The organism is Adhaeribacter pallidiroseus (assembly GCF_003340495.1).
Taxonomy (GTDB): Bacteria; Bacteroidota; Bacteroidia; order Cytophagales; family Hymenobacteraceae; genus Adhaeribacter; species Adhaeribacter pallidiroseus.
In genome coordinates this window covers 1,128,761-1,153,040 of the sequence record NZ_QASA01000001.1, presented here as the reverse complement: position 1 = coordinate 1,153,040, position 24,280 = coordinate 1,128,761, and the positions used below count along the sequence as shown (strand labels likewise).

The window sequence follows — 24,280 nt, the reverse complement described above, 5'->3', positions numbered from 1 at the left end:
ACATTTAACCGGCATTTTCTAACAGCATGATTTTAACGGTACTTTCTCTTTTACTGCAGATTACTCTTCTGCCTAACGCGGGCAACTGGCTTACCCCTTACGAAAAAAGCTTCGGTAAAAAAACCGCCACATACCCGGAGTGCATTCGTTACTACCAACAATTAGATAATGCCTACGACGAACTGAAACTGGTGGAATATGGAGCTACCGATTCGGGGAAGCCGCTGCACCTGGCCATTTTGTCGTTGGATAAAGATTATAATCCGGCTTCCGTACGGCGGAAAAATAAAAGGGTACTCCTGATTCAAAACGGCATTCATCCGGGTGAACCCGAAGGCATTGATGCCAGTATGATGCTGGCGCGCGATTACCTGCAAAAAAAAGAACTTCGGGCAAATTTAAAAAACGTAGTAGTTTTATTTATTCCTATTTATAACGTAGATGGCTCTTTAAACCGCAACCAATATAGCCGGGCCAACCAGAACGGACCGGAAAGTTACGGTTTCCGGGGCAATGCGCGCAACCTGGATCTCAACCGCGATTACATTAAGGCTACCTCGCGCAACGCGCAAACCTTTGCCGTCCTTTTCCGGGAATGGCAACCCGATGTTTTCGTGGACACCCATACCTCCAACGGTGCTGATTACCAGCATACCATGACTTTGATTGCCACCCAGAAGGACAAGTTGCAGGCGCCGCTCCGCGATTACCTAACTTCCCAACTTTTGCCGCAATTGTACCAGCAGATGCAAAAGCAAAAATTGCCGATGTGCCCCTACGTGGATAGTAAAGGCGAAACGCCCGATACGGGCCTGATTGGATTTTTAGAAACACCGCGTTATTCTACCGGTTACACTACTTTGTTTAATACCATTGGTTTTGTAACGGAAACGCATATGTTAAAACCTTTCCCGAACCGAGTACAGGCGCAGTATGCTTTCCTGGATATTCTCATCCGGCTGGTACAACAAGATGCGGCTAAGATTGCCGCGGCGCGCCAAAAAGCCGACCAGGAAGTACTTAGCCAAAAACAATTTGCCTTAACCTGGCAGTTAGACACTACGGCCCTTGATTCCATTACTTTTTTAGGCTATGCGGCCAAACATAAACCCAGCCAGGTAAGCGGCCTGAGCCGTTTGTACTACGACCGCCAAGCTCCATTTCTTAAAAAAATACCATACTACAATACGTATCGGCCAGCCCTAACCACTACCAAACCGGTAGCTTATGCAGTGCCGCAGGCTTGGGAAGAAGTAATCGACCGCTTACGATTAAACCGGGTAAAAATGCGTGCACTGCGCCACGATACCAGCTTTACGGCCGAAGTATATTACATCGCCGATTATAAAACCAGTAGCCGCCCGTACGAGGGCCATTACCTGCACTCGGGCGTGCAGGTACGTACTGAAAAACAACGTGTAAATTATTTTGCCGGCGACTACATTATTACCACCAACCAGACCGCCAACCGTTTTCTGGTAGAAACGTTGGAGCCCCAAGCCGTAGATTCCTATTTTAATTGGGGCTTTTTTGATGAAATCCTGCAGCCAAAAGAGTATTTCTCTTCTTACGTTTTCGAGGATATTGCCGCTGAGCTACTGCAAAAAGATTTAAATTTAAAAAAACAATTGCAGGAATATATAAGTCAAAATCCCGAAGCCGCTAAAAGCGCACAAACCCAATTAGATTTTATTTATCGCCACTCGCCCTACTACGAAAAATCACATTTGCGCTACCCTATAAGCCGAATCATAAATTAGTTTTTCTTGACCTTGTTGCTCTTAATTTTTGCTTGTATTTGAATCAAAAATTAAAAAAATTTTGCTTTTTAATACGCTTTCCTACGCAGCAAATTACGTTTGTAATCTATCTACTGCTGCCAATACCTGGTTTCGTACGTGCTATTCATAAATCATATTGCTTTACAGCAAAAGTTGAAGTCGAAAAATACTTATTTAGGCATCTAATATTTACCTGCTTAGGTTTTTTACTACCCCTGCTTTCATTTTCAACCGAGCTGCATTTATCTTCCTTCATTATATATCATTCATGCAGCTAATGGCTTTGCTCCATAATCAAAACAAACCGGAAGTAAATAAAAGATTCTGTTTCATTCACCAGGTAATGTAAGTAGATGTAAACTAGTGAAGTAAGATATTACTAGTGTACAACAACAAACTTTTTATACACATTTACCAGTTTACATTTATTAGTACCTGTATTGGACTAATTTTTTACTAAAAAAGATAGATTATCTTTTTTTAAGTGCCGGCTATTTTGAAACTTACTCACGCGAAAAAAGTAGTTGGCTTTTTTAAATTTGAGAAATCAGGTCTAAAACTAGAGCTGTAGTAAACTCACCTAGTCTGATCATTGAGTAAAAATTAAAAAATAACCTGGTCGTCTGTTTTCTTTTTACATTAAAATTACTAAGCATAAATATTACTTAATTAACAACAAGCCGTTGACTCCTATATTGCAAATAAATAATTTATCAAAAAAGTACGGCACCGTGCAGGCCTTAAATCAGGTAAGTTTTACCGTAGAAGCTGGTAGTGTTTATGGGTTATTGGGTCCAAATGGCAGCGGCAAAACCACCACCTTAGGTATTGTACTGGATGTATTGCAAGCTACTTCTGGTACTTTCCAATGGTTTGGAGAAGCGCTCAGTCATCAAACCAAACGCCGCATTGGCGCTATTCTGGAAACGCCTAACTTTTACCCCTATATGTCCGCGGCCCAGAATTTACAGGTGGCAGCGGATGTTAAAAAAGTGTCGCCCCAGGCTATACCGCCAGTGTTAGAAATGGTTGGTTTGCTCCACCGCCAAAATTCGGCTTTCAAAAGCTTTTCGCTCGGTATGAAACAACGCTTAGCCTTAGCGGCTGCCCTGTTAAATAACCCGGAAGTATTAGTATTGGATGAACCTACCAATGGGCTGGACCCGCAGGGCATTGCCGAGGTACGCGAACTGATTTTAAAAATAGCAAGTCAGGGCAAAACCATTATTATTGCCAGCCATTTGCTCGACGAAGTAGAAAAAGTGTGCACGCACGTAGCCGTATTGCAAACCGGTAAACTGCGGGCAGCGGGCTCCGTAACATCTATTCTGGCGAAAGAAGACCAGGTAATTATTAGTTTACACGACCAACAAAAAGCGCTGGCCTTGTTGCCGCAACTTCCCGTAACGCTTATAAAAACCGAGCCGCACCAGTTAACTTTAACTTTACAATCAGGGTTTACGAGCACCAATTTAAACCAGGCTTTTTTTGCCAATGGTTTAGTTTTGAGTCAACTTCAGGTAAAAAAGAAAAGTCTGGAGTCCCAATTTCTTCAACTTACAAATAATCCTACCTGATGGCTTCACTGCTTATAACGGAACTGCGTAAGTTAATTCCGTATCGTACTTTCTGGACCATTTTGGTTATTTTCACCGGCCTGTTTTTGCTCTTTGTGTACATGGGCAGCAAAGTAGAAATAAACGGCCAGGCTGCCGGCCCCAAACTGTATAACTTTCCGGATATTTGGTTAAAATTAGCTTACATTGCCAGTTACTTTAACTTACTACTGGGAGTACTTATTATAATTTTGATTACCGACGAATACAGTTTTCGAACCTTGCGCCAACAAGTAATTGATGGCTGGTTTAAAAGCGATGTTGTTTTGGCAAAATTTTTTGTAATCTTGTTGATTGCTGCTTTTGGCACCTGTGTGTTGTTAGGAGCCGGGTTATTCTTTGGTTTATCTTATTCGCCGGATACCTCGGCTAATAAAGTTATTCAGGATATCCGGCATTTATTATTTTACTTTGTGCAAGCTATTGGCTATATGAGTTTGGCCATGCTGTTTGCTTTTCTGATCCGGAAAAACGGTCTCGCCATTATTGCTTTTTTAGTATACGCCAAAATTATAGAACCCATTATTCACCTGCGATTACCCGACGAAGTAGACCAATATTTTCCGATGAAAGTTTTATCTAGCTTAACGCCCATGCCGGGCCGCGACGTGCTTGAATCGCTCACCGGACCAACCTTAGCCCTTTCGCCAACAATGGCTTTGTTACCAGCAATCCTCTACATTAGTCTTTTTACGCTCTTGACTTACGTGCTATTAAAAATGCGGGATCTGTAAAAGTTAAAAGAATAAAAATAACCATTATAAAAAAGCTACTGTTATAAATAGCCAGGCTGCTTTGATCCGGAGCTCCCCCTGCTTGTGATTTTAGAAAATCAAAAAAATTTAAAAAAACAGCCGTTTCCTGGTATAAGTAACAAACAATTTAATTGATGCGAACAAAAAAAGTACACCTTTTGGGTGCACTCTCCTGATTTCAAAATTTTAATATTAATTATTCGGCAGCGCCGGTATTTTCAACATTTTTGCTTTTTCTACCCCGGTAACCACCCCGTTTTTTTACGGTAAGTTTACCGTCTTTCGCTTTTGCTACTAAAGTTTCTAATTCTTCCAAACCTTTCTTTTGCTGCTCTACATAACGCTCCAGGCTGCTGGTTAAAGCGCCTAAAAGTTCTTTATTTTGTTGCGCTTCCTGAAGAGTTTGTACGATTTCGGTTATGTTCGCTTCTTTTGCCATGAAAAAATATTTATAAGTTAAAAATACATCAAGTGGCGAATATATTTATTTAAATCAAAATATTCTAAAATTATTCAAAGTTGTTCAAAAATATTTCGGAATAAGTGTTTACAACATGATTGATATTCATTTAGAATGGCTGATTTTTACCAAAATCAATACCGTTCTAAACGCTTAAACAAAAGACTAAAGCTGCTTTAAAAACAAGAACTTTGACGCAGAAATTTCCTGGAATAACTTTTCCATTGTAACCAGAAGAAGTTAATTTTCATGAACCAATTGTAAGTATTGGTAAGTACCCAAATAAAAAACAGAGTTTGACCAGTTAGGTAAAATTTTAAAAAATAAAGTCAATTATATTTTAATGTTTGTGAATCAAAAAATCAAATAAATCAGGCTAAACGTACCCAATTACTCGGAGTAAAGTAGATTTCCGGGTTAAGCATTTATTAAGTGATTGCCCGGTATTAAAATTAAAAAGCCTTTACCGGATCAGGGTAAAGGCTTGGTAAAATAGGTTAAATACTAGGAATGCTGTTACTATAAAACTGCAGCAATTAAAACAGAATTTAATTAGCAGCAAACCAAGCTTGCCACGGAATACGACTGAGCACCAGAATCAGTCCAATACCGTAAAAAATAACTAGATTCTTGAACCGGGCGTTGTCGGTTTTCAGGCGTTTGGCTCGGGAGTAACCCACGGTAATGAGTATTACCGCAATAATCATGGTAAGCGGGTGCTCCAAAATGTACAATCGTGAAGTAGCGTCTTTCATGGCTGCCCCCGAGGCGTTAGCAGCACCCAGCGGCGAAACGAAATACAACACAACGCCAATTAGCCATTGCAAGTGCACGGGAATCAAACCGAGTAAGGAACGTTTCCGGTCTTTATCCTGAAACCGGCGGTTTTGCAGCCAACCCGTTAACGCGTTTAATAAACTTATGATCAATCCTAATAATACCAGGTAAGCTAAATAAGAATGCAGGTGTTGTAATCCGGTGTACATGTATTTTCAATTTTAAAATTTTAAGTAAGGCTGCTTCTGACCAAAGCAAAATGCCCGTTCAATATTAAGTATTTTTTCACGAAATCTGCACCGGGCTTGCGCGTGATTGCCTTGGCTACTTAAAATTTAAAAAAACAACTGTGTTAACGGCTCGCTTCTGCTAAACTAAAATGGTATTTACTTTACCCATATTGCAGGTAAAAAAACTTTCTCCTGGATAGGTAATGGTTAAAAGCTGCACCTCAATCAAAATTTTAACTTATTTGCCTTGTTTTCTAACCCGAAGGTATTACTTTTGCAAATAAAACAAGTTTCTACTTGTAATATTGAGATGAACAATTTTTGGTTATTACCCCTTCTTCATTCCGCTATTCATTGTTGTTGTAGCTAAACCCCCCAAAAGTCGGTAGCTACGCATTCTCTGTTGACTTTCTTTTCTCTTGGCCCGCAATCCGGGCTTGCTTAAATGTAAACTTTTATAATTGCTGTTTGCTTTTATAAAGTAAACGCCCGAAACGTGCTGTTTCGCCATTCTTTTCACTTATTAACTTTGTTGATTTTAACACCATGATAACTACTGATATATGCATTATTGGGGCCGGTCCCGTGGGCTTATTTGCGGTTTTTGAAGCGGGCTTATTAAAAATGCGTTGCCATTTAATTGATGCTTTACCGCAGGTGGGCGGCCAATTATCGGAAATTTATCCGCAAAAACCAATTTATGATATTCCTGGTTTTCCGGCTATTAATGCCCAAGATTTAGTAAATAACCTGCTGGACCAGATTAATCCGTTCCATCCTACTTTTACTTTGGGTGAACGCGTAGAAAAACTGGAACGGCAGGAAGATGGCTCTTACCTGATTACCTCTAACGAAAACACCGAAATTCATTGCCAGGTGGTGGTAATTGCGGCGGGATTAGGTTCTTTTGAGCCCCGCAAACCCGCGGTAGAGCGCCTGGAAGATTTTGAAGGCAAAGGCGTAGCCTACATGGTGAAAAATCCGGAATTATTCCGCGACAAACGCATTGTATTAGCCGGCGGCGGTGATTCGGCCCTCGACTGGACTTTGTTTTTATCCGAAATAGCCAAAGAAGTTACTTTAATCCACCGCGGCGAAACCTTCCGGGGGGCGCCCGATTCAGCGGAAAAAGTTTTTTCGAAGGCCGAACAAGGCCAGATCAATTTAATATTAAACGCCAACGTGGCGGCCTTAAACGGCAACGGCCACTTAAAAGAAATTTCGGTGGTAAATAAAGATAAATCCGTGTTGCATCTGGATGTAGATTACTTTATACCCTTGTTTGGCTTAACGCCTAAACTGGGACCCATTGCCGACTGGAATTTAGCCATTGATAAATCGGCCATTGAAGTAAACACCAAAGATTTCATGACCAACGTGGAGCGCATTTACGCCATTGGCGATATTAACACCTACCCGGGTAAGTTAAAACTAATATTGTGCGGATTTCACGAGGCGGCGTTAATGGCCCAAAGTGCGTTTAAGTATGTTTTCCCGGAGCAAAAATTAAGTTTTAAATACACCACGGTCAACGGTATTCACGCGCTTTAATTTTTTAAATTTTTATGATTAAACTCACTATTATAGATCGCGATGATAGCTCGCAGGACATTGAAATACCCGAAGGTATCAACTTGTCGCTGATGGAAGTATTAAAAGCGTCGGAGTACGATATTCTGGCAACCTGCGGAGGCCTGGGTATTTGTGCCACCTGTCACGTAGCCGTGGTGGAGGCTCCGGATTCGTTGCCCCCTGTTAACGATACCGAATTAGACATGCTGGATACCTTACCCGAAGCCGGACCCAACAGCCACTTGTCCTGTCAAATCCGGGTAAGCGAAGCCATAGACGGCGCCATTTTTAAAATTATGGGCGAGTCGAATTAAGTTTGAACGGTAATTATTTGCTTAACAGCTTAAAAGATTAAAAAAGTCGAAGTTAAAATCTGGCTTTTTTAAAATTATGAGTTTGGTAGGTTACTTAATAAGAAAGAAAATTCATCTAAAAAGAGCAGGCCACAAAAACTTATCCGTTACGCTGGTAAAATGATCTTTATACGTCAAACCGAAAAATTATTATCCTATAATTCAATAATTTAGTTAGCAAAACTACGATAAGCATCTAAATTTCGCCCTTGTTAATTATTTAAGATAAAACGGTAATGCGGTAAGCACAACGCCGGGCGCCTTCCAGAATATGGTCTACCCGTCGTACCTGCACTTCGTTGCCTAATACATTTTTTAAAACAGTTAACTCGGATTGGCAAATAGCCGGAGTAGCCGTGGCCGCAGCGCAAATGGGACAATGATTTTCCACGAGCAAATAACCAAAATCATCTTTACCCCAATCCGCTAGGTAGCCTTCGCGGTACCGGATGGCGGCAAAAGCAGCAATTTTTTCTTCAATGGTTTGGCAATTTTTTAATTCTTCCGTGTACTGTTGTAAAATTTCCGAGCCTCTTTTATCAATAATTTGTTCCAGAACCTGTTCGCCTAATTCCGTTTTAATGGTTTGGAGTAATTGCACCGATAAATTACCGTGGGTATTCGGAAAACGGGTATTGCCCAAAGCGGTTAAACTCCAGTTTAAAGTGGGCCGCCCTACTCCTTTCGATTCCGAAGTAGCCTGCACCAAACCTTCTTCGGCTAATTTCAGCAAATGCAAACGCGCGCCTTCCCCGGTAATACCCAGAATTTTTGCCAAATTACCGGCGGTTTGGGCGCCCTGGGTTTTTAAAACCATGATGATGCGGTCGGTAGCCGATTGCGAACTGGTTAAACTATTCTCCAGAGAATAACTTGCTTTACTCATTATTGTAATAACTTTGCCTTTTAATAAAGCCGGGTTTGAGATTTAAAGAAAATTTACTGGGCTTCGCTTTCAGGTAGGTAAGCCTGATGTGCTTAAAACAAGATTTTTTAAAAAAGGGTGCTTTAAACAAATAATATTTATTAATACCGGTCTACCATAAAACATCAGCCGACTGGTATTATTTAAAACACTTTGCTATAAATCAATGTTTTAGAAAAAAACACGATTAAAATTAAACTACCTTTTGGTTTTCGAACGAAAACCCAGGCAATATCAAAAAGCGGGTAGTTATTTTGCAACCTATTACTTGGAATATTTGTTATTTATCTGATTAACCTGATAGTATTATGATTACGGTATCTCCCAAAGCAAAAGAATATATCAGCCAGTTAATGGCGAAAGAAAATAAAGACCTTAATACCTTTGTGCGCGTGGGCGTGAAAGGGGGGGCTGTTCTGGTTTAGAATACCAATTGCAATTCGATTCGGAAAAGAAAGAAACCGACGAGGAGTTTTTGGATAAAGAAGTTAAAGTAATTGTAGACCGCAAAAGTTTACTTTACTTATTTGGTACCGAATTAGATTATTCGGATGGCCTGAATGGAAAAGGCTTATTTTTTAATAACCCCAACGCTACCCGCACCTGCAGTTGCGGCGAGAGCTTTGCGGTATAGTTTTTTTAAATTTAAGAGGCGGAATGAAAGATAGCAACGAGATTATAAATGACTTTGCCACCAAAGAGTACGAGTACGGTTTTATCACCGACATCGAAATGGATATTGCCCCGGCCGGTCTGGACGAGGATATAATTCATTTTATTTCGGAGAAAAAGAACGAGCCGAGCTGGTTGTTGGATTGGCGTTTAAAAGGGTACCAGGCTTTTCAGAAGCAGCAAATGCCTAACTGGCAAAACTTTGAAATGCCCGAGTTTGATTTTCAAAAGATATCCTACTACGCAGCACCTAAAAACAAGAAAAAGTACGAAAGCCTCGACGAAGTAGATCCGGAATTGCTGGCTACTTTTGCCAAGCTGGGTATTCCGTTGACGGAGCAAAAAATGCTGGCGGGAGTAGCCGTTGATGCCGTTTTCGATAGTATTTCGGTAGCTACCACTTACAAGGCAAAGCTCATGGAATTAGGCGTTATATTTTGTTCCATTAGTGAAGCGGTGCAAGAACACCCGGAACTGGTTAAAAAATACCTAGGCTCCGTAGTACCGCATTCTGACAATATTTTTGCATCCTTGAACACCGCGGTATTTTCCGATGGGTCTTTTGTGTATATTCCGAAAGGCGTACGTTGCCCGATGGAGTTATCTACTTATTTCCGGATCAACAGCCAGAACACCGGTCAGTTTGAGCGTACTTTGATTATTGCGGATGAAGGCAGTTACGTGAGTTACCTGGAAGGTTGTACGGCTCCGATGCGCGACGAAAATCAGTTGCACGCGGCGGTAGTAGAATTAATTGCCTTGGAAAATGCCGAAATTAAATATTCGACAGTACAAAACTGGTACCCCGGTGATAAAGATGGTAAAGGTGGTATTTATAACTTTGTGACTAAACGCGGTATCTGCAAAGGGGCTAATTCTAAAATTTCCTGGACGCAGGTAGAAACCGGCTCGGCCATTACCTGGAAATATCCGGCGGTAATTTTACAAGGCGATAATTCCAGCGGTGAGTTTTACTCCGTAGCTGTTACAGGTAATAAGCAAATTGCCGATACGGGAACTAAAATGTATCATTTAGGCAAAAACACCAAAAGCCGTATTATTTCCAAAGGTATTTCGGCAGGCCAGAGTAATAACAGCTACCGGGGTTTAGTACAAATTGGTAACAAAGCCGATAACTCCCGTAACTTTACCCAGTGCGATTCTTTACTGATTGGCAGCCATTGCGGGGCACATACGTTCCCGTACATCGAAACCAAGAACAGCACCGCCACCGTGGAGCACGAAGCTACTACTTCTAAGATTGGCGAGGACCAGATTTTCTATCTGAACCAAAGAGGGATTGATTCCGAGAAAGCAGTAGCCCTTATTGTAAACGGATACGCGAAAGAAGTTTTAAATCAGCTACCGATGGAATTTGCGGTAGAAGCACAAAAGTTATTATCGATTACCCTCGAAGGTAGCGTGGGTTAAAATTAAAATAAAAGAATAAATGCTAAGCATTAAAAATTTGCACGCCGAAGTAGAAGGCAAAAAAATTTTAAAAGGTATTAATCTGGAAGTAAAAGCCGGGGAAGTTCACGCCATTATGGGCCCGAACGGTTCTGGTAAAAGTTCTTTGTCATCGGTGTTAGCCGGCCGGGAATCGTATGAGGTTACCGAAGGTGAAGTTCTTTTTGATGGTAAAGATTTGCTGGACATGGCCCCGGAAGTACGGGCCCGCGAAGGCTTATTCCTGGCGTTTCAGTACCCGGTAGAAATTCCGGGAGTATCCAATATTAATTTCTTACGGACAGCTTTAAACGAAATTCGCGAATACCGGGGTTTACCGGCTTTGGAAGCAAAAGAATTTTTAAAACTGACCAAAGAAAAACAAAAACTGGTGGAGTTTCAATCTAAATTAGTAAACCGCTCGTTAAATGAAGGTTTCTCGGGTGGTGAGAAAAAACGGAACGAGATTCTGCAATTGGCCATGCTGGAGCCTAAACTTTCCATTATGGACGAAACCGACTCTGGTCTGGACATTGACGCTTTACGCATTGTAGCCAAAGGCGTTAACCAAATCCGGAGCGAGCAGAATGCCTTTGTTTTAATTACGCACTACCAGCGTTTATTAGAATACATTGTGCCGGATTTTGTGCACGTTTTATACGATGGTCGTATCGTAATGTCGGGTACGAAAGATCTGGCGCTGGAGCTGGAAGCAAAAGGCTACGACTGGATAAAAGAAGAATTTAAAACGGAAGAAACAGCCCACTAAAATGGCTAATCAAATAACTGCTATACCTTTATACCTAGACCTGTTACACGGGTTTGATGGTTGGTTACGGAGCAAACAAACCACCGGAAATGAATCGTTGTTGCCGCTTCGACAGAAAGCCAACGAGCAATTCCGTACTTTGGGTTTCCCTACGCGCAAAGTAGAAGATTGGAAGTACACCAACGTATTGCCTTTTTTACAGGAAACGTATGAGTTTAATCCGTACGCGATTCAGAATGCCGCTAAAACCGCTATTTCGCTGGACAATGCTACAATTCCGGCTTTAGACGCTTACCGCATTGTGCTGGTAAACGGCCAATTGCAAGCAGCGCTATCTGACCAGCTACCGGTGCAGGTAAAAATTAAAAATATTGCTGAAGCTGAAGGTGAACCCGCTTTTGCAGAACACTTTGGTAAACATGTAAATATTGAAAAGTACCATTTTGCAGCTTTAAATACTGCCTGGTTTTCAGACGGATTATTTATTGAAGTTCCGGCGAACGTGGTACTGGATAAACCTATTCACCTGGTGCATATTTATGCCAGTACGGGTAATTTATTTATTCAACCGCGCCATTTAGTAGTGGTAAACCGCAGTGCCTCAGTAAGCATAGTAGAATCGGTGATTTCGGATAACCAAACCGGTGATTTCTTCATCAATAGTGTTTCCGAAGTAGTGGTGAAAGAAAACGCGCAGGTGAATCATTATAATTTGCAAACTAATAGCAAGAATACCCGCCAGGTAAGCCATACCGAAGTAAGCCAGAAACGGGACAGTGTATATAGTAATTACACTTTTTCTTTACCAGAATCGGATTTACTGCGCAACAACTTGCACGTAAACCTGGATGATGCGTATACCGAAAGCCACTTGTATGGTTTGTATTTAGTGAATGGCAAACAATTAACCGATAACCATTCTTTTGTAAACCATTTGCATCCGCATTGCAATAGCAACGAAGTGTATAAAGGCGTGCTGCTGGATAATGCTACCGGCGTGTTTAACGGAAAAATATTCGTGCAGCGCGATGCCCAGAAAACCAATGCTTTTCAGCAGAACAACAACTTGCTTTTAAGCAATAAGGCTACCATTAACTCCAAACCGCAGCTCGAGATTTTTGCCGATGACGTAAAATGCAGCCACGGTTCTACGGTCGGTCAGTTAAGCCAGGAAGCAATGTTCTATTTACGTTCCCGGGGCATTTCCGAAGCAACGGCCCGTCGGTTACTGGTTAGCGCCTTTGCTTTTGACGTTACGCAGAATATTAAAATTCCGGCCGTAGAAGCTTACATCAATAAATTAATCACCCAACATATTCCTGCGGAGCAGGAGTTGGTTAAAGCCTAAAAGTATGCCGGCTAATTTAAGTTTAGAAACAAGTATCCAATTGGATATTCAAAAAATACGGGCTGATTTTCCGATCCTGCAAACGCAGGTATACGGCAAGCCTTTGGTCTATTTAGATAATGCGGCCACTACCCAAAAGCCTAAATTAGTACTGGATGCTATTCAGGATTATTATACCCAATATAATAGCAACGTGCACCGGGGAGTTCATTTTTTGAGCCAGAAAGCTACCGCTGCCTACGAAGATGCCCGCAAAAAAGTAACTGCTTTTATTAACGCCAAACATGCGCACGAAGTAATTTTTACGCGGGGCACAACGGATGGCATAAACCTGGTAGCCAGCAGCTTTGGCCGCAAATTCTTAGAAAAAGGCGATAGCATTGTTATCTCGGCCATAGAACACCACTCGAACATTGTGCCCTGGCAAATGATTTGTGAGGAACGCGGTGCGAGCATTAAAGTTATACCGGTAAACGAAAAAGGCGAACTGGTTCTGGATACGTTAGACGAGTTGCTGGATGATAAAGTAAAACTGGTTGCCGTTACGTACATTTCCAATACTTTAGGGACCATTAACCCGGTAAAAGAAATAGTAGCCCGGGCGCACCAGCAAAACATACCGGTTTTAGTAGATGCCGCCCAGGCGGCTCCGCACTTACCTTTGGATGTACAGGATTTAGACGTTGATTTCATGGCTTTTTCGGCGCATAAGATGTACGGTCCCACTGGCTTTGGCGCTTTGTACGGCAAGGAAGAGTGGCTAAACCAAATACCACCTTACCAGGGCGGCGGCGACATGATTAAGTCGGTTAGTTTTAAAAAAACCACTTATAACGAGTTGCCCCTCAAGTTTGAGGCCGGTACGCCCAGTATAGCCGAAGGGATTGCTTTTGGAGCCGCGATAGATTACATCAACAGCATTGGTTTACCCAACATTCAGGAAGCCGAAAGCCAGTTATATGCCTACGCCGTAGATGCGCTCAGCACCATTGAGGAATTGCGTTTTATCGGCGAAGCGCATAACCGGGCAGCTTCTATTTCGTTTCTGGTAGGCGATGCGCATCCGTTTGATATTGGTGAAATTCTGGATAAACAAGGCATTGCCGTCCGTACGGGCCACCATTGCACCGAGCCGATTATGCAGTATTTTAACATTCCGGGTACCGTAAGAGCTTCGATTGCGATTTACAATACTACCGAAGAGATTGATAAATTGGTAACCGGTATAAAGAAAGCCGTTACCTTATTAAGCTGATACGATTAACATGACGATAGACGAGCGGCAGGACCAGATTATTGAGGATTTCGCCTTGTTTGACGATTGGATGGATAAATACGAATACATTATCCAGCTAGGAAAAGAACTGCCCATTATTGACGAGAAGTATAAAACCGAAGAAAATATCATTAAAGGTTGCCAGTCGAAAGTGTGGTTACACGCCGATTACGAAGGAGGCAAACTTATTTTTACGGCCGATAGCGACGCCATTATTACCAAAGGCCTTGTAAGCATGGTGGTGCAGGTATTATCGGGCCAAACGCCCCAGGACATTGTTAAGGCTAATCTTTATTTTATGAACGAAATTGGCTTACAGAACCATCTCTCCCCAACCCGTTCTAATGGATTACTAGCTATGCTGAAGCAAATAAAGTTATATGCCTTAGCCTATCAAACCCAAACGATGAATGCCTCATGAACGCTTCGGAATTAAGAGATAAAGTAGAAGAAACTTTACGCACCGTTCACGACCCAGAAATACCCGTTAATATTTACGATTTGGGTTTGGTATACGAAGTAAAAGTAGAAGAAGGCTCGAAAGTGCGGGTAACCATGACGTTAACGGCCCCTGCCTGTCCGGCGGCTGGTGATATTATTTTTGAAACCCAGAGTAAACTCGAAGCGATTGAAGGGGTAACCGATGCCTACGTACTCCTGACCTTTGACCCGCCCTGGACCCGCGACATGATGAGCGAAGAAGCTAAACTGGAACTTGGTTTTTTATAAAGATATTACCCGACCTAAGATGATCAACTTAGGTCTTTTTTTTAAATTTTTCTAATCCCGCTCGGCTTTATTCTAGCTGCTACTTCCAAAATTTATTTTGACTTCCTTTGGTTAGCCATATTCTCCAAAGTATATCCTCAAATTTCCTCTTTTTTGTAGAAGTGCTCAGTTCCATTTATTGGTAAACCTTATTTATTAAACCTTTCATATCAGTCAACAACACGAGCCAAATACACCGTTGTACTTCGAGTTAGCAAGGTACTCTAAGTACTTTTAGTTATGCCAATCTCCTGATCAATGTCATGAAGTTAAGGAATGGTATTCTTTATAAATTTTTACCAGCTAACGATTATCATCCCCTATCCCCTTCGAAGGGGGCTTTTTACCTAATTTCCCTACCTAATCTCATAGTGGACGTTTCCAGCAGAAAACTTAAACTAAAAAAGCAGCATAAATTTTTTTCACTAGTTTCCTTCCACTATACTAATTACTGGTTCTAACGATTACTTGGTTATACTGTGCTTAACTAAATGTCTGCAAAAAAATTTTCTTTTATTTTTTATTTTAAAAATTACTTCTATATTTGTTAACCATCTGGTTAAACTAATGAGTAAAAAACAAAAGGATCAAAGTACGGAACAGCGCATTTTACAAGCTGCCAAAACAGTTTTTATTCATAAAGGCATGGCTGGAGCACGCATGCAGGATATTGCCGATGAGGCCGGTATTAACAAAGCAATGCTTCATTATTATTTCCGAAGCAAAGAAAAACTATTCGAAGTTATTTTCCGGGAAGCGATCAGTAGGTTTTTGCCGAAAGTTAATGCTACCATTGCTCTGGATTGTTCTTTATTCGAGAAGATTGAGATTTTTTGTCGGGAGTACATTACAGTGCTGATGGAGAACCCCTATATTCCTTTATTTATCGTGGATGAAGCTAATAAGCAACCCTATGAGTTCCTGAAAACCATGATGGGAAATCAAAAACCAGACTTAAGAACTTTAATTATTCAAATAGAAGAAGAAGTAAAAAAAGGTGTTATTCATCCCGTTAGTCCGGCGCAACTCATTTTAAATATGATGTCGATGTGCATCTTTCCGTTTTTAGGCCGGCCAATCTGGAATTTTTTATCCGGTATGGATCAATTGCAGTTTAATTATTTAATGGATCAAAGAAAAACAGATGTAGCCCAGTTTATTATTAATTCTATAAAAAAATAAGAAACGTATTCTAAATTTTTTGCCATGAAACTAACTATCTGGTTAAACAACTTGGTTATTTTATTATTTTTCAATTTCTTTTGCGCTCGCGGGCAAACCATTTCGCTGGAACAAATTCAGCAAAAAGCCCGCGATCAGTATCCCTTAACGCAGCAGCAAAATTTATTACAGGAAAGCAATCAGCGGCTGTTGCAAAACATCAATAAAGCTAATCTGCCGCAGCTACTATTTAACGGGCAAGCCAGTTATCAGTCCGAGGTAACTAGTATTACCTCTCCCGTAGCCGGCCTCGAAATAGCAGCTCCGGCCAAAGACCAATACCGGATTACAGCCGAAATAACGCAATCTTTGTACGATGGCGGTCTTAGAAAATCGCGGCAAATAGTACAGCAACTTAATACGGAAGTAGAAAGTCAGCGATTAGAAGTAGAACTTTACAAACTGCGGGAGCAGGTAAATCAATACTATTTTGCTTTGATTTTACTGGAGCAACAAGCAGTACAGGCCGCAATGGTGCAAAAGGATTTAGCCATCGGAATAAATCGGGTAAAAGCTCAGATTGCCAACGGCCTTTCTTTCCGGTCTAACCTAAGCGTGTTACAGGCGGAGTACCTTAAAGCCGGTCAGCGAATTACCGAATTGCAAAATACCCGCAACGGATATTTACAAGCCCTTAGCTTGCTGATAAATGAACCTTTGCCGCCCACTATTCAACTAATCCGGCCAGTTGCTCCCGTATTACTTTCTAAGTCCGCCATTCAGCGGCCGGAACTTCTGCTGTACCAGAAGCAAATACAAGCTTTGGAAGCTCAGAAGAAAATGGTGGATATAGCGTTGCGCCCGGGTGTAAGCTTATTCGGGCAAGGAGGTTACGGGCGTCCTGGTCTAAATCTATTAAATAATGAATTTGATTATTTTTATACTACCGGTATACGCTTTACCTGGCGAGTAAACAGCTGGTACACCTTCAAAAACGAAAAAAAACTACTTGAAATAAATAAGTCCACCACGGGCTTGCAGCAGGAAACCTTTTTACTCCACCTAAATCTGCAACTTACCCGCGAACTCGCCGAGGTAACTAAACTGGAGCAACTTATTCGCAGCGACCAGGAAATAATTGCTCTGCGGGAAAGCGTAAAAATAGCGGCTCGAGCGCAACTAGACAATGCCGCAATTACCGCTAACGACTTTTTACGGGAAGTAAATGCCGAGGATCAGGCCCGGCAAGCCTTGATCATTCACCAGGTACAACTCCTGCAATCGCAACTAAACTATAGAACTTTAATGGGCAATTAAGTACTAGCAAGATGAAAAATTTAAAAATTTTATTATTGGCCGCATCCGCGTTCATCTCCTGCCACTCAAAAAATAATATATACGATGCCGCCGGTACGTTTGAGGCAGAAGAAGTAATTATATCAGCGGAGCTGGGCGGTGAGATTCACTCCTTGAAAATACAGGAAGGGCAAGTTCTACCAGCTGGTAAGGTAGTAGGGGTGATAGATGCCGTTAGTTTACAACTCCAAAAAGAACAAGCCGAAGAAAGTTTACACGCTTTAAAAGAAAAAATCACGGATGTAGCCCCCCAAGTCAGGCTTTTGAAAGACCAGTTAGCCGTGCAACAGGTTCAGCTAACATCGCTCTTCCGGGAAAAAACCCGGACCGAGAACTTACTTAAACTGGATGCCGCCACGGGCAAACAACTCGACGACCTGAACACCCAAATAGAAGTAACCCAACGTCAGATCCAAGTTATTCAGCAGCAGATTAAAGTGCAGCAAAACGAGGTAGCTACTCGCAACCGGAGTATTTTAAGCGAAAAAGAGCCCATGCAAAAACACATTGCGCAAATTAGTAACGAGCTAAGTAAAGCGCAGATCCGCAATCCGGTGCCCGGTACGGTACTAACACAATACGCCCGGAGTGGCGAGTTTACTACGCCGGGTAAAGCTTTGTATAAAATTGCTGATTTATCCACGATGACGTTGCGCGCTTACATTACCGGCGATCAGGTAGCGCGCATTAAAATAGGGCAACCCGTAACCGTTTTAGTGGATAATGGCCCGGAAGACTACAAAAAATTACCCGGTACTATTTCCTGGATTGCCAGTAAGGCCGAGTTCACCCCTAAAACTATTCAAACCAAAGATCAGCGGGCCAACCTGGTGTACGCGGTAAAAATAAACGTAAAGAACGATGGATTTTTAAAAATTGGTATGTACGGCGAAGTAGCTTTAAACCAAATCCCATGAAAGCTATAGTTGCCGAAAATCTGACTAAGACCTATACAGCTGGTAAAAAAAAGGTGCTAGCCTTAAATAAAGTTTCTTTTACCGTAGAACCCGGCGAATTGTTTGGCTTAATTGGTCCGGATGGTGCGGGCAAAACTACTCTTATCCGGATTCTGGTAACTTTATTGTTAGCCGACCAGGGTTCCGCTACGGTGGATGGTTGTGATGTGCAGCAGGAATATAAAAAAATTCGGCGGCGAGTAGGCTATATGCCGGGCACTTTCTCTTTGTACCAGGATTTAACGATTCAGGAAAATCTAACTTTTTTCGCCACCGTTTTTGAAACCTCCATTGCCGAAAATTATAGTCTGATAAAAGATATTTACGAACAAATTGAGCCTTTTAAAAACCGGCGGGCCGGTAAGCTTTCCGGCGGTATGAAACAAAAGCTCGCCTTATGTTGCGCCTTAATTCATAAACCATCGGTTTTATTTTTGGATGAACCTACCACGGGCGTAGATGCCGTTTCGCGGAAAGAATTCTGGGACATGCTGGCCCAGCTAAAAAAGCAAGGTATTACCACATTTGTTTCTACCCCTTACATGGACGAAGCTGCGCTCTGCGACCGGGTAGCTTTAATTCAGGAAGGCAGCCTGCTGGCCATTGATAAACCAACGGTTATAAACCAACAATTTGGTAAGCCTTTGCTGGCGGTTGCCTCCTCGGCCATGTTCCGGTTACTCAACGACCTGAAAAATTATGATCCGGCTTTAGCCAGCTATCCTTTCGGCGAATACCACCACGTAGTCATGCGGCCAGGTTACAGCATTGCCCGGTTACAAGAATACCTCCAGGGAAAAAACCATCCAGAATTAGAAATTAAGGAAGTGCTGCCGGATATCGAAGATTCTTTCATCCTATTAATGTCCCGAAACGATTCTTAAGCTTATCAAAATGAGTTCTTCCAGCATTGTTTGTCAAGAATTAAGTAAAACCTTCGCGGACTTTAAAGCGGTGGATCGCATCTCTTTTACCGTGGAAAAAGGCGAGATATTTGGATTTCTGGGAGCGAATGGTGCCGGCAAAACCACCGCTATCCGAATGTTGTGCGGCTTATCGCGGCCAACTTCGGGCCAGGCTACCGTGGCCGGATATGATGTATTTACGCACACCGAATTAATTAAAAAACACATCGGCTACATGAGCCAGAAATTTTCTTTGTACCACGATCTTACGGTAAAAGAAAACATCCGCTTATACGCGGGTATTTACGGTAAATCTAATCCGTACATTAAAGAAAAAACGCAGCTTGTACTGCACCAGCTGAAACTTGAGCAGGCGGCCGATCAGTTAGTGGGTTCCCTGCCATTAGGCTGGAAACAGAAGCTGGCTTTTTCGGTGGCTATTTTTCATGAGCCGCAGATTGTTTTTCTGGATGAACCTACCGGCGGCGTAGACCCACTTACCCGGCGCGAATTCTGGCAAATGATTTACGAAGCGGCCGAGCGCGGCATTACTGTTTTTGTAACTACCCACTACATGGACGAAGCTGAATACTGTAACCGGGTTTCGATTATGGTAGATGGCCAACTAGAAGCCTTGGGTAAACCCAAAGAATTAAAAGCGCAATTTAATGCCGCCAACATGAGCGAGGTATTTTTAAAACTTGCCCGGCAAGCGAAACGGACCGGTGAGTAATTTTAATTTTGGAAAACCAATTACCCCTGCCCCTCCTGAGCTTAAGAGGGAAGCTTCTACAGTTTTTATAATTCATTTTCATTAGCGCAGAAGTTACTTCTGTGCTAGGATCAGAAAAAGGGCACAGAAGTAACTTCTGCGTAAAAAGACCTTCCTATTTTATAGCAAAACAGATTAAATAACTGATAAATAGTAATTCAATGAAACTAACACCAGTTTAGCTGTGGAGCGCCTTGTAGACATCGGGTACCAAGCAATGAGGCAATACGCAGCGTAGGAACGTGCCGCGGCACGTTCCTACAGGAAAGCATGGACACACCAAGTCAAATGAGGCCAGCCGGCCCTGAAGCAAATAGGTTATTCGTCAAACAAGATAGCATCGCTGCTCGGAGAATGGAATAGGCTCCAAAGAAAGCCCTTAAAATTTAAAAAATTCATCATGAAAACTCATCCGCACATAAGCCAAAGAAAAGTAAAGCCCAACCGGCAATTTTTTTCCCTCGCTAAAAAAGAATTCTTCCATATTTTCCGTGACCGCAGAACCTTGATAATTCTGTTGGGAATGCCCATTGTACAAATCATTATTTTCGGGTTCGCTTTAACCAACGAAGTAAAAAACTCCCGGATCGGGGTATTTAACCAGGCTCAAGATGCTCATGCCCAGGCTTTAATAAACGAGCTGGAAGCTAGCCGGTACTTCGAGGTTACCCGGATTTTTACTTCTTACTCCGCCATTGAAGAAGAATTTAAAAAAGGCACCATTAAGCTAGCTTTAGTACTACCGCCCCACTTTGCTGCTGATTTAAAGCACTTTAACAAAACCCAGGTGCAACTAATTGCCGATGCCTCCGACCCAAATGTAGCCAATACTTTAATTAACTACGCCACTGCCGTTATCCTGGATTTTCAGGACCGGCTTACCAACAACAATACTTTACCTTATACCATTCGCACCGAAACCCGCATGTTGTACAATCCGCAGTTGCAAGGCGCTTATAGTTTTGTGCCCGGCGTTATGGCCATGGTCCTTATGCTGGTCTGCACCATGATGACGGCCATTACCATTGTGCGCGAAAAAGAATTAGGGACGATGGAAATTTTGTTGGTTTCGCCGGTGCAGCCGCTTAAAGTTATTATTGCCAAAGCTATTCCTTATTTGCTGCTGTCTATGCTGAATATTACCAGCATTTTACTGCTGAGCGTGTTTGTGCTGCAGGTGCCCATTAATGGCAGTTTACTGCTTTTGCTGGCCGCCAGTACTCTGTTTATAATCACCAGCTTGTCGTTGGGCTTGCTAATTTCCACCATTACCGCCTCGCAGCAAACCGCCATGTTTATTTCTTTAACCGGCCTGTTTTTGCCTACGGTTATGCTCAGCGGTTTTATGTTCCCGATCGAAAATATGCCCTTACCGCTGCAAGTGGTATCTAATCTGGTACCGGCCAAATGGTTTTACATTATTGTGCGCACCGTCATGATTAAAGGCGCGGGCCTGGCGGTAATCTGGAAAGAAGCCTTGGTATTAACCAGCATGACTTTGCTGCTCTTGGGTTTAAGCATGAAAAATTTTAAAATCCGATTGGCATGAGAACCTTACAATTTTTACTGCAAAAAGAATTCCGGCAAATTTTCCGGAATCCGGCTATTCTACGCATCATTTTTATAATGCCCCTGATTCAATTGCTGGTTTTACCTTGGGCAGCCGATTACGAAATTAAAAATATCCGGCTTGCCGTAGTGGATCATGACCATTCAAGCAGCTCTCAAAAGCTAATTTCCACCATTAATTCTTCGGGCTATTTTCAACTGTACGCATATACCCCATCTTACGCGCAGGCTGTTGCTAACCTAGACCGCGATCAGGCAGATCTAATTTTGGAAATTCCCACCGGCTTCGAAAAAAACATGATTAAAGAAAACGAAACCTCTGCCTTAATTGCCGTTAATGCCATTAATGGTGTAAAAGCTGGTTTGGGCAGCGCCTACCTGCAAAGCGTTATCCGGGAATACAATAATCAGATCCGCACCGCCTGGATTCAGCCCACCCGTTTTTCCCCGCAGCCAGTTATTGAGGTTACAGCTTCCAACTGGTTTAATCCCCTGCTCCAATACAAAGATTTTATGGTACCCGGCATATTAGTGGTGCTGGTAACGATGGTAGGTTCATTTCTGGCTTCTTTAAATATTGTAAAAGAAAAAGAGATTGGCACCATCGAACAAATGAACGTAACCCCGGTAAAAAAGCATTATTTTATTCTGGCTAAACTCTTGCCTTTCTGGGTATTGGGTTTATTCGTCCTGAGTTTAGGATTACTTCTGGCCTGGGCCTTTTACGGCATTGTACCGGTGGGCAATTTGTTCGTTTTATACGTATACGCGGCGGTTTACTTGTTGGCGGTGCTGGGTTTAGGTTTGCTGCTTTCTACTTATTCCGAAAATCAGCAACAGGCCATGCTGCTTTCTTTTTTCCTGATTATGGTTTTTATTCTGATGAGTGGCTTATACACGCCCATTGAAAGTATGCCTACCTGGGCGCAGTATTTAACTAAATTAAATCCGGTTTCATATTTTATTCAGGTTATCCGGATGGTGCTACTTAAAGGCAGCAATCTGGCGGATATTTCTCAGCAACTCTTTATTACCACGGGTTTTGCTATTGTATTAAACACGTGGGCGGTGGTTAATTATAAAAAAAGAACCTGATGAATACCATTAACTCATGCGCTAAAAAACAAGCAATAGAATGCTAAGAATTTTTTAAATTTAGCGAATGCGCTGCAGGAAGTATATTTTTTAAATTTTAAAAATTAGCTTCGCACTAAGTAAAAGGACAAATTAAAAGACACATTCCAATATTGAAAATACAAGGTTAAATCATTGATATTTGATTCCTTATATTTTATCTTGATACTTGTGTCTTACTACTTGTGTCCATTTACTTAATTCCTCTGAAATCACTCCGGTACAAAATAGGTATTCCCCTTAGTCAAGGCTTCCTAACATCTTCAGTTTTTAGAAGTTTTATTCCGTGCAAAATTCTGTTCGCATTGGAATATAACGCTAGCATTTTTATATTTACCGTTATATTTTTAAATATATAACGACAGCCAATTCTATTAAGCTAAAAATGGCTATTCATGAAATTAATTCCAGGATTATTTCTAATTACTTTATTCATTTTCTTGGCTTGGCCCTTGCGTATTCCAGCACAAACGGCTAATAATGAAGCTACCGTTAAGATAGCCGGCGAAGTAAAAACAGAAGTAACCATTACTTCGGGCGAACTGGATAAAATGAAAAAAATTACCGTAGTGGCAACAGACCGTAATAATCAAGCGCAAAACTACACCGGCGTGTTGCTAGCCACTCTACTACAAAAATCCGGAGTTACCCTGGGCGAAGAGTTAAAAGGTAAAAATTTAAAAAAATACGTGTTACTGGAGGCGCGCGATGGCTACCAGGTTGTTTTTTCCTTAGCCGAAATCGACCCGGTTTTTTCTGAAAAGAAAATTATTCTGGCTAATCGCCTGGATGGCAATCTGCTTAACCCAGACCAAGGGCCTTTCCAAATTATTGTGGAAGGTGAAAAAAAGAAGGCTCGTTTTATTCGCCAGGTTACCCGTATTGCGGTGCATTCCGCTAATTAAATTTGCATAACATAATGCGCTTATTTTCAATCTTTGTTTTTATTCTAGCCTTTAACTTATCCGGAGTTTGCCAGCCGGTAAGAGTAGCCGTAGCCGCCAATGCGCAATTCGTAATGAAGGCGCTGCAAGCAGATTTTAAAAAGAAAACCGGCATGGATGTGGAAATAATCAGTGGTTCATCCGGCAAATTAATGGCGCAAATTAAAAATGGCGCTCCCTACGACTTATTTTTGTCGGCGGATATGGACTTTCCGGAAAACCTGTACCAAGCCGGTTTTGGCATCAGTAAACCCCAAGTATATGCCTTAGGTAGTTTAATTGTGTGCACCACCTTAGATGTAGATTTAAAAAATTGGCCCGAGCTACTAACGCAAACCCGCATAACTAAAATGGCGATAGCCAACCCGAAGCTGGCACCTTACGGGAAAGCCGCGCAAGCAACCCTGCAGCATTATAAATTATGGCATCAGGTGCAAGCCAAACTTATCTATGGCGAAAGTATTGCGCAAGTAAATACGTACCTTTCCACGGGAGCCGTTCCTGTAGGATTTACCAGCGAAGCTTTGATTTACGAAAATTTAAAAAAAACAAAATTTAACTGGGTACGGGTAGATAAAAAGTTGTATCCAAAAATTAAACAAGGCGTGATTGTGCTGAGTTACGCCCAAAAAAAGAATTACGCTAAAGTCCTGAAATTTTATAATTATCTTTTTTCACCGGCGGCGCAACAGTTATTCAGGCAAAACGGCTACCAAACTCCTTAACCGGTAC

23 protein-coding genes and 1 pseudogene are annotated in these 24,280 nt (G+C 41.9%); 21 read left to right on the top strand and 3 right to left on the bottom strand.

Going from position 1 to position 24,280, the window contains the following annotated elements; translation table 11 throughout:
* Positions 1-26: 26 nt before the first annotated feature.
* The 3 genes from AHMF7616_RS04520 to AHMF7616_RS04510 all read left to right on the top strand — a co-directional run bounded on the left by AHMF7616_RS04520 (position 27) and on the right by AHMF7616_RS04510 (position 4,131).
* The gene (locus AHMF7616_RS04520) at positions 27-1,760 is read left to right on the top strand and encodes a M14 family metallopeptidase (protein WP_115371802.1); all 1,734 of its coding nucleotides are present in this window, start codon (positions 27-29) and stop codon (positions 1,758-1,760) included.
* 704 nt (positions 1,761-2,464) lie between these two features.
* The gene (locus AHMF7616_RS04515) at positions 2,465-3,358 is read left to right on the top strand and encodes an ABC transporter ATP-binding protein (protein WP_115371801.1); all 894 of its coding nucleotides are present in this window, start codon (positions 2,465-2,467) and stop codon (positions 3,356-3,358) included.
* Positions 3,358-4,131, top strand: a complete 774-nt coding sequence (locus tag AHMF7616_RS04510; protein WP_115371800.1) for an ABC transporter permease — start codon at positions 3,358-3,360, stop codon at positions 4,129-4,131. The genes AHMF7616_RS04515 and AHMF7616_RS04510 overlap by 1 nt, the downstream gene beginning before the upstream one ends.
* 217 nt (positions 4,132-4,348) lie before the next feature.
* Here the strand turns inward: AHMF7616_RS04510 and AHMF7616_RS04505 are convergent, their stop codons facing one another.
* Together AHMF7616_RS04505 and AHMF7616_RS04500 are read right to left on the bottom strand one after the other, a co-directional pair.
* Positions 4,349-4,591: a hypothetical protein gene (locus tag AHMF7616_RS04505; RefSeq protein ID WP_115371799.1), complete on the bottom strand. Its 243-nt coding sequence runs from the start codon at positions 4,589-4,591 to the stop codon at positions 4,349-4,351.
* A 569-nt stretch (positions 4,592-5,160) separates the two neighbouring features.
* Positions 5,161-5,598 (bottom strand): hypothetical protein, encoded by a 438-nt coding sequence (locus AHMF7616_RS04500; RefSeq protein WP_115371798.1) that lies wholly within the window; start codon positions 5,596-5,598, stop codon positions 5,161-5,163.
* A 567-nt stretch (positions 5,599-6,165) separates the two neighbouring features.
* On the opposite strand from AHMF7616_RS04500, the gene AHMF7616_RS04490 reads away from it, so the two are divergent.
* Complete coding sequence (locus AHMF7616_RS04490; RefSeq protein WP_115371796.1) at positions 6,166-7,170, top strand: NAD(P)/FAD-dependent oxidoreductase; 1,005 nt, start codon at positions 6,166-6,168, stop codon at positions 7,168-7,170.
* 14 nt (positions 7,171-7,184) lie between these two features.
* Positions 7,185-7,505 (top strand): 2Fe-2S iron-sulfur cluster-binding protein, encoded by a 321-nt coding sequence (locus AHMF7616_RS04485; RefSeq protein ID WP_115371795.1) that lies wholly within the window; start codon positions 7,185-7,187, stop codon positions 7,503-7,505.
* A 259-nt stretch (positions 7,506-7,764) separates the two neighbouring features.
* Here AHMF7616_RS04485 and AHMF7616_RS04480 read toward each other — a convergent pair whose 3' ends face one another.
* A complete protein-coding gene (locus AHMF7616_RS04480; RefSeq protein ID WP_115371794.1) occupies positions 7,765-8,430 on the bottom strand; it encodes a helix-turn-helix transcriptional regulator in 666 nt (221 codons plus the stop codon).
* A gap of 347 nt (positions 8,431-8,777) precedes the next feature.
* Here AHMF7616_RS04480 and AHMF7616_RS04475 point away from each other — a divergent pair.
* The 16 genes and pseudogenes from AHMF7616_RS04475 to modA all read left to right on the top strand — a co-directional run bounded on the left by AHMF7616_RS04475 (position 8,778) and on the right by modA (position 24,273).
* Positions 8,778-9,103: pseudogene (locus tag AHMF7616_RS04475) on the top strand (HesB/IscA family protein).
* 23 nt (positions 9,104-9,126) lie between these two features.
* Positions 9,127-10,572: a Fe-S cluster assembly protein SufB gene (sufB, locus tag AHMF7616_RS04470; RefSeq protein ID WP_115371793.1), complete on the top strand. Its 1,446-nt coding sequence runs from the start codon at positions 9,127-9,129 to the stop codon at positions 10,570-10,572.
* A 19-nt stretch (positions 10,573-10,591) separates the two neighbouring features.
* Positions 10,592-11,359: a Fe-S cluster assembly ATPase SufC gene (sufC, locus tag AHMF7616_RS04465; RefSeq protein WP_115371792.1), complete on the top strand. Its 768-nt coding sequence runs from the start codon at positions 10,592-10,594 to the stop codon at positions 11,357-11,359.
* A 1-nt stretch (position 11,360) separates the two neighbouring features.
* Positions 11,361-12,707, top strand: coding sequence for a Fe-S cluster assembly protein SufD (gene sufD / locus AHMF7616_RS04460; RefSeq protein WP_115371791.1), 1,347 nt, complete (start codon positions 11,361-11,363; stop codon positions 12,705-12,707).
* Positions 12,708-12,711: 4 nt separating this feature from the next.
* Complete coding sequence (locus AHMF7616_RS04455) at positions 12,712-13,962, top strand: aminotransferase class V-fold PLP-dependent enzyme (protein ID WP_115371790.1); 1,251 nt, start codon at positions 12,712-12,714, stop codon at positions 13,960-13,962.
* A 10-nt stretch (positions 13,963-13,972) separates the two neighbouring features.
* Positions 13,973-14,404, top strand: coding sequence for a SufE family protein (locus AHMF7616_RS04450; RefSeq protein ID WP_115371789.1), 432 nt, complete (start codon positions 13,973-13,975; stop codon positions 14,402-14,404).
* Positions 14,401-14,712, top strand: a complete 312-nt coding sequence (locus AHMF7616_RS04445) for an iron-sulfur cluster assembly protein (RefSeq protein ID WP_115371788.1) — start codon at positions 14,401-14,403, stop codon at positions 14,710-14,712. Before AHMF7616_RS04450 ends, AHMF7616_RS04445 begins: the two co-directional genes overlap by 4 nt.
* Positions 14,713-15,318: 606 nt before the next feature.
* A complete protein-coding gene (locus tag AHMF7616_RS04440) occupies positions 15,319-15,933 on the top strand; it encodes a TetR/AcrR family transcriptional regulator (RefSeq protein WP_115375460.1) in 615 nt (204 codons plus the stop codon).
* A gap of 24 nt (positions 15,934-15,957) precedes the next feature.
* Positions 15,958-17,229: a TolC family protein gene (locus AHMF7616_RS04435; RefSeq protein WP_115371787.1), complete on the top strand. Its 1,272-nt coding sequence runs from the start codon at positions 15,958-15,960 to the stop codon at positions 17,227-17,229.
* An 11-nt stretch (positions 17,230-17,240) separates the two neighbouring features.
* Positions 17,241-18,185 (top strand): HlyD family secretion protein, encoded by a 945-nt coding sequence (locus tag AHMF7616_RS04430; RefSeq protein ID WP_115371786.1) that lies wholly within the window; start codon positions 17,241-17,243, stop codon positions 18,183-18,185.
* Positions 18,182-19,108 (top strand): ABC transporter ATP-binding protein, encoded by a 927-nt coding sequence (locus tag AHMF7616_RS04425; protein ID WP_115371785.1) that lies wholly within the window; start codon positions 18,182-18,184, stop codon positions 19,106-19,108. Before AHMF7616_RS04430 ends, AHMF7616_RS04425 begins: the two co-directional genes overlap by 4 nt.
* A 10-nt stretch (positions 19,109-19,118) precedes the next feature.
* On the top strand, positions 19,119-19,862 hold the full coding sequence (locus AHMF7616_RS04420; protein WP_115371784.1) for an ABC transporter ATP-binding protein: 744 nt from the start codon (positions 19,119-19,121) through the stop codon (positions 19,860-19,862).
* Between the two features lie 439 nt (positions 19,863-20,301).
* A complete protein-coding gene (locus AHMF7616_RS04415) occupies positions 20,302-21,450 on the top strand; it encodes an ABC transporter permease (protein ID WP_115371783.1) in 1,149 nt (382 codons plus the stop codon).
* Positions 21,447-22,565 (top strand): ABC transporter permease, encoded by a 1,119-nt coding sequence (locus AHMF7616_RS04410; RefSeq protein WP_115371782.1) that lies wholly within the window; start codon positions 21,447-21,449, stop codon positions 22,563-22,565. Before AHMF7616_RS04415 ends, AHMF7616_RS04410 begins: the two co-directional genes overlap by 4 nt.
* Before the next feature lie 434 nt (positions 22,566-22,999).
* Positions 23,000-23,509: a molybdopterin-dependent oxidoreductase gene (locus tag AHMF7616_RS04405; RefSeq protein ID WP_199474113.1), complete on the top strand. Its 510-nt coding sequence runs from the start codon at positions 23,000-23,002 to the stop codon at positions 23,507-23,509.
* 14 nt (positions 23,510-23,523) lie between these two features.
* Positions 23,524-24,273 (top strand): molybdate ABC transporter substrate-binding protein, encoded by a 750-nt coding sequence (modA, locus tag AHMF7616_RS04400; RefSeq protein ID WP_115371781.1) that lies wholly within the window; start codon positions 23,524-23,526, stop codon positions 24,271-24,273.
* Positions 24,274-24,280: the final 7 nt, after the last annotated feature.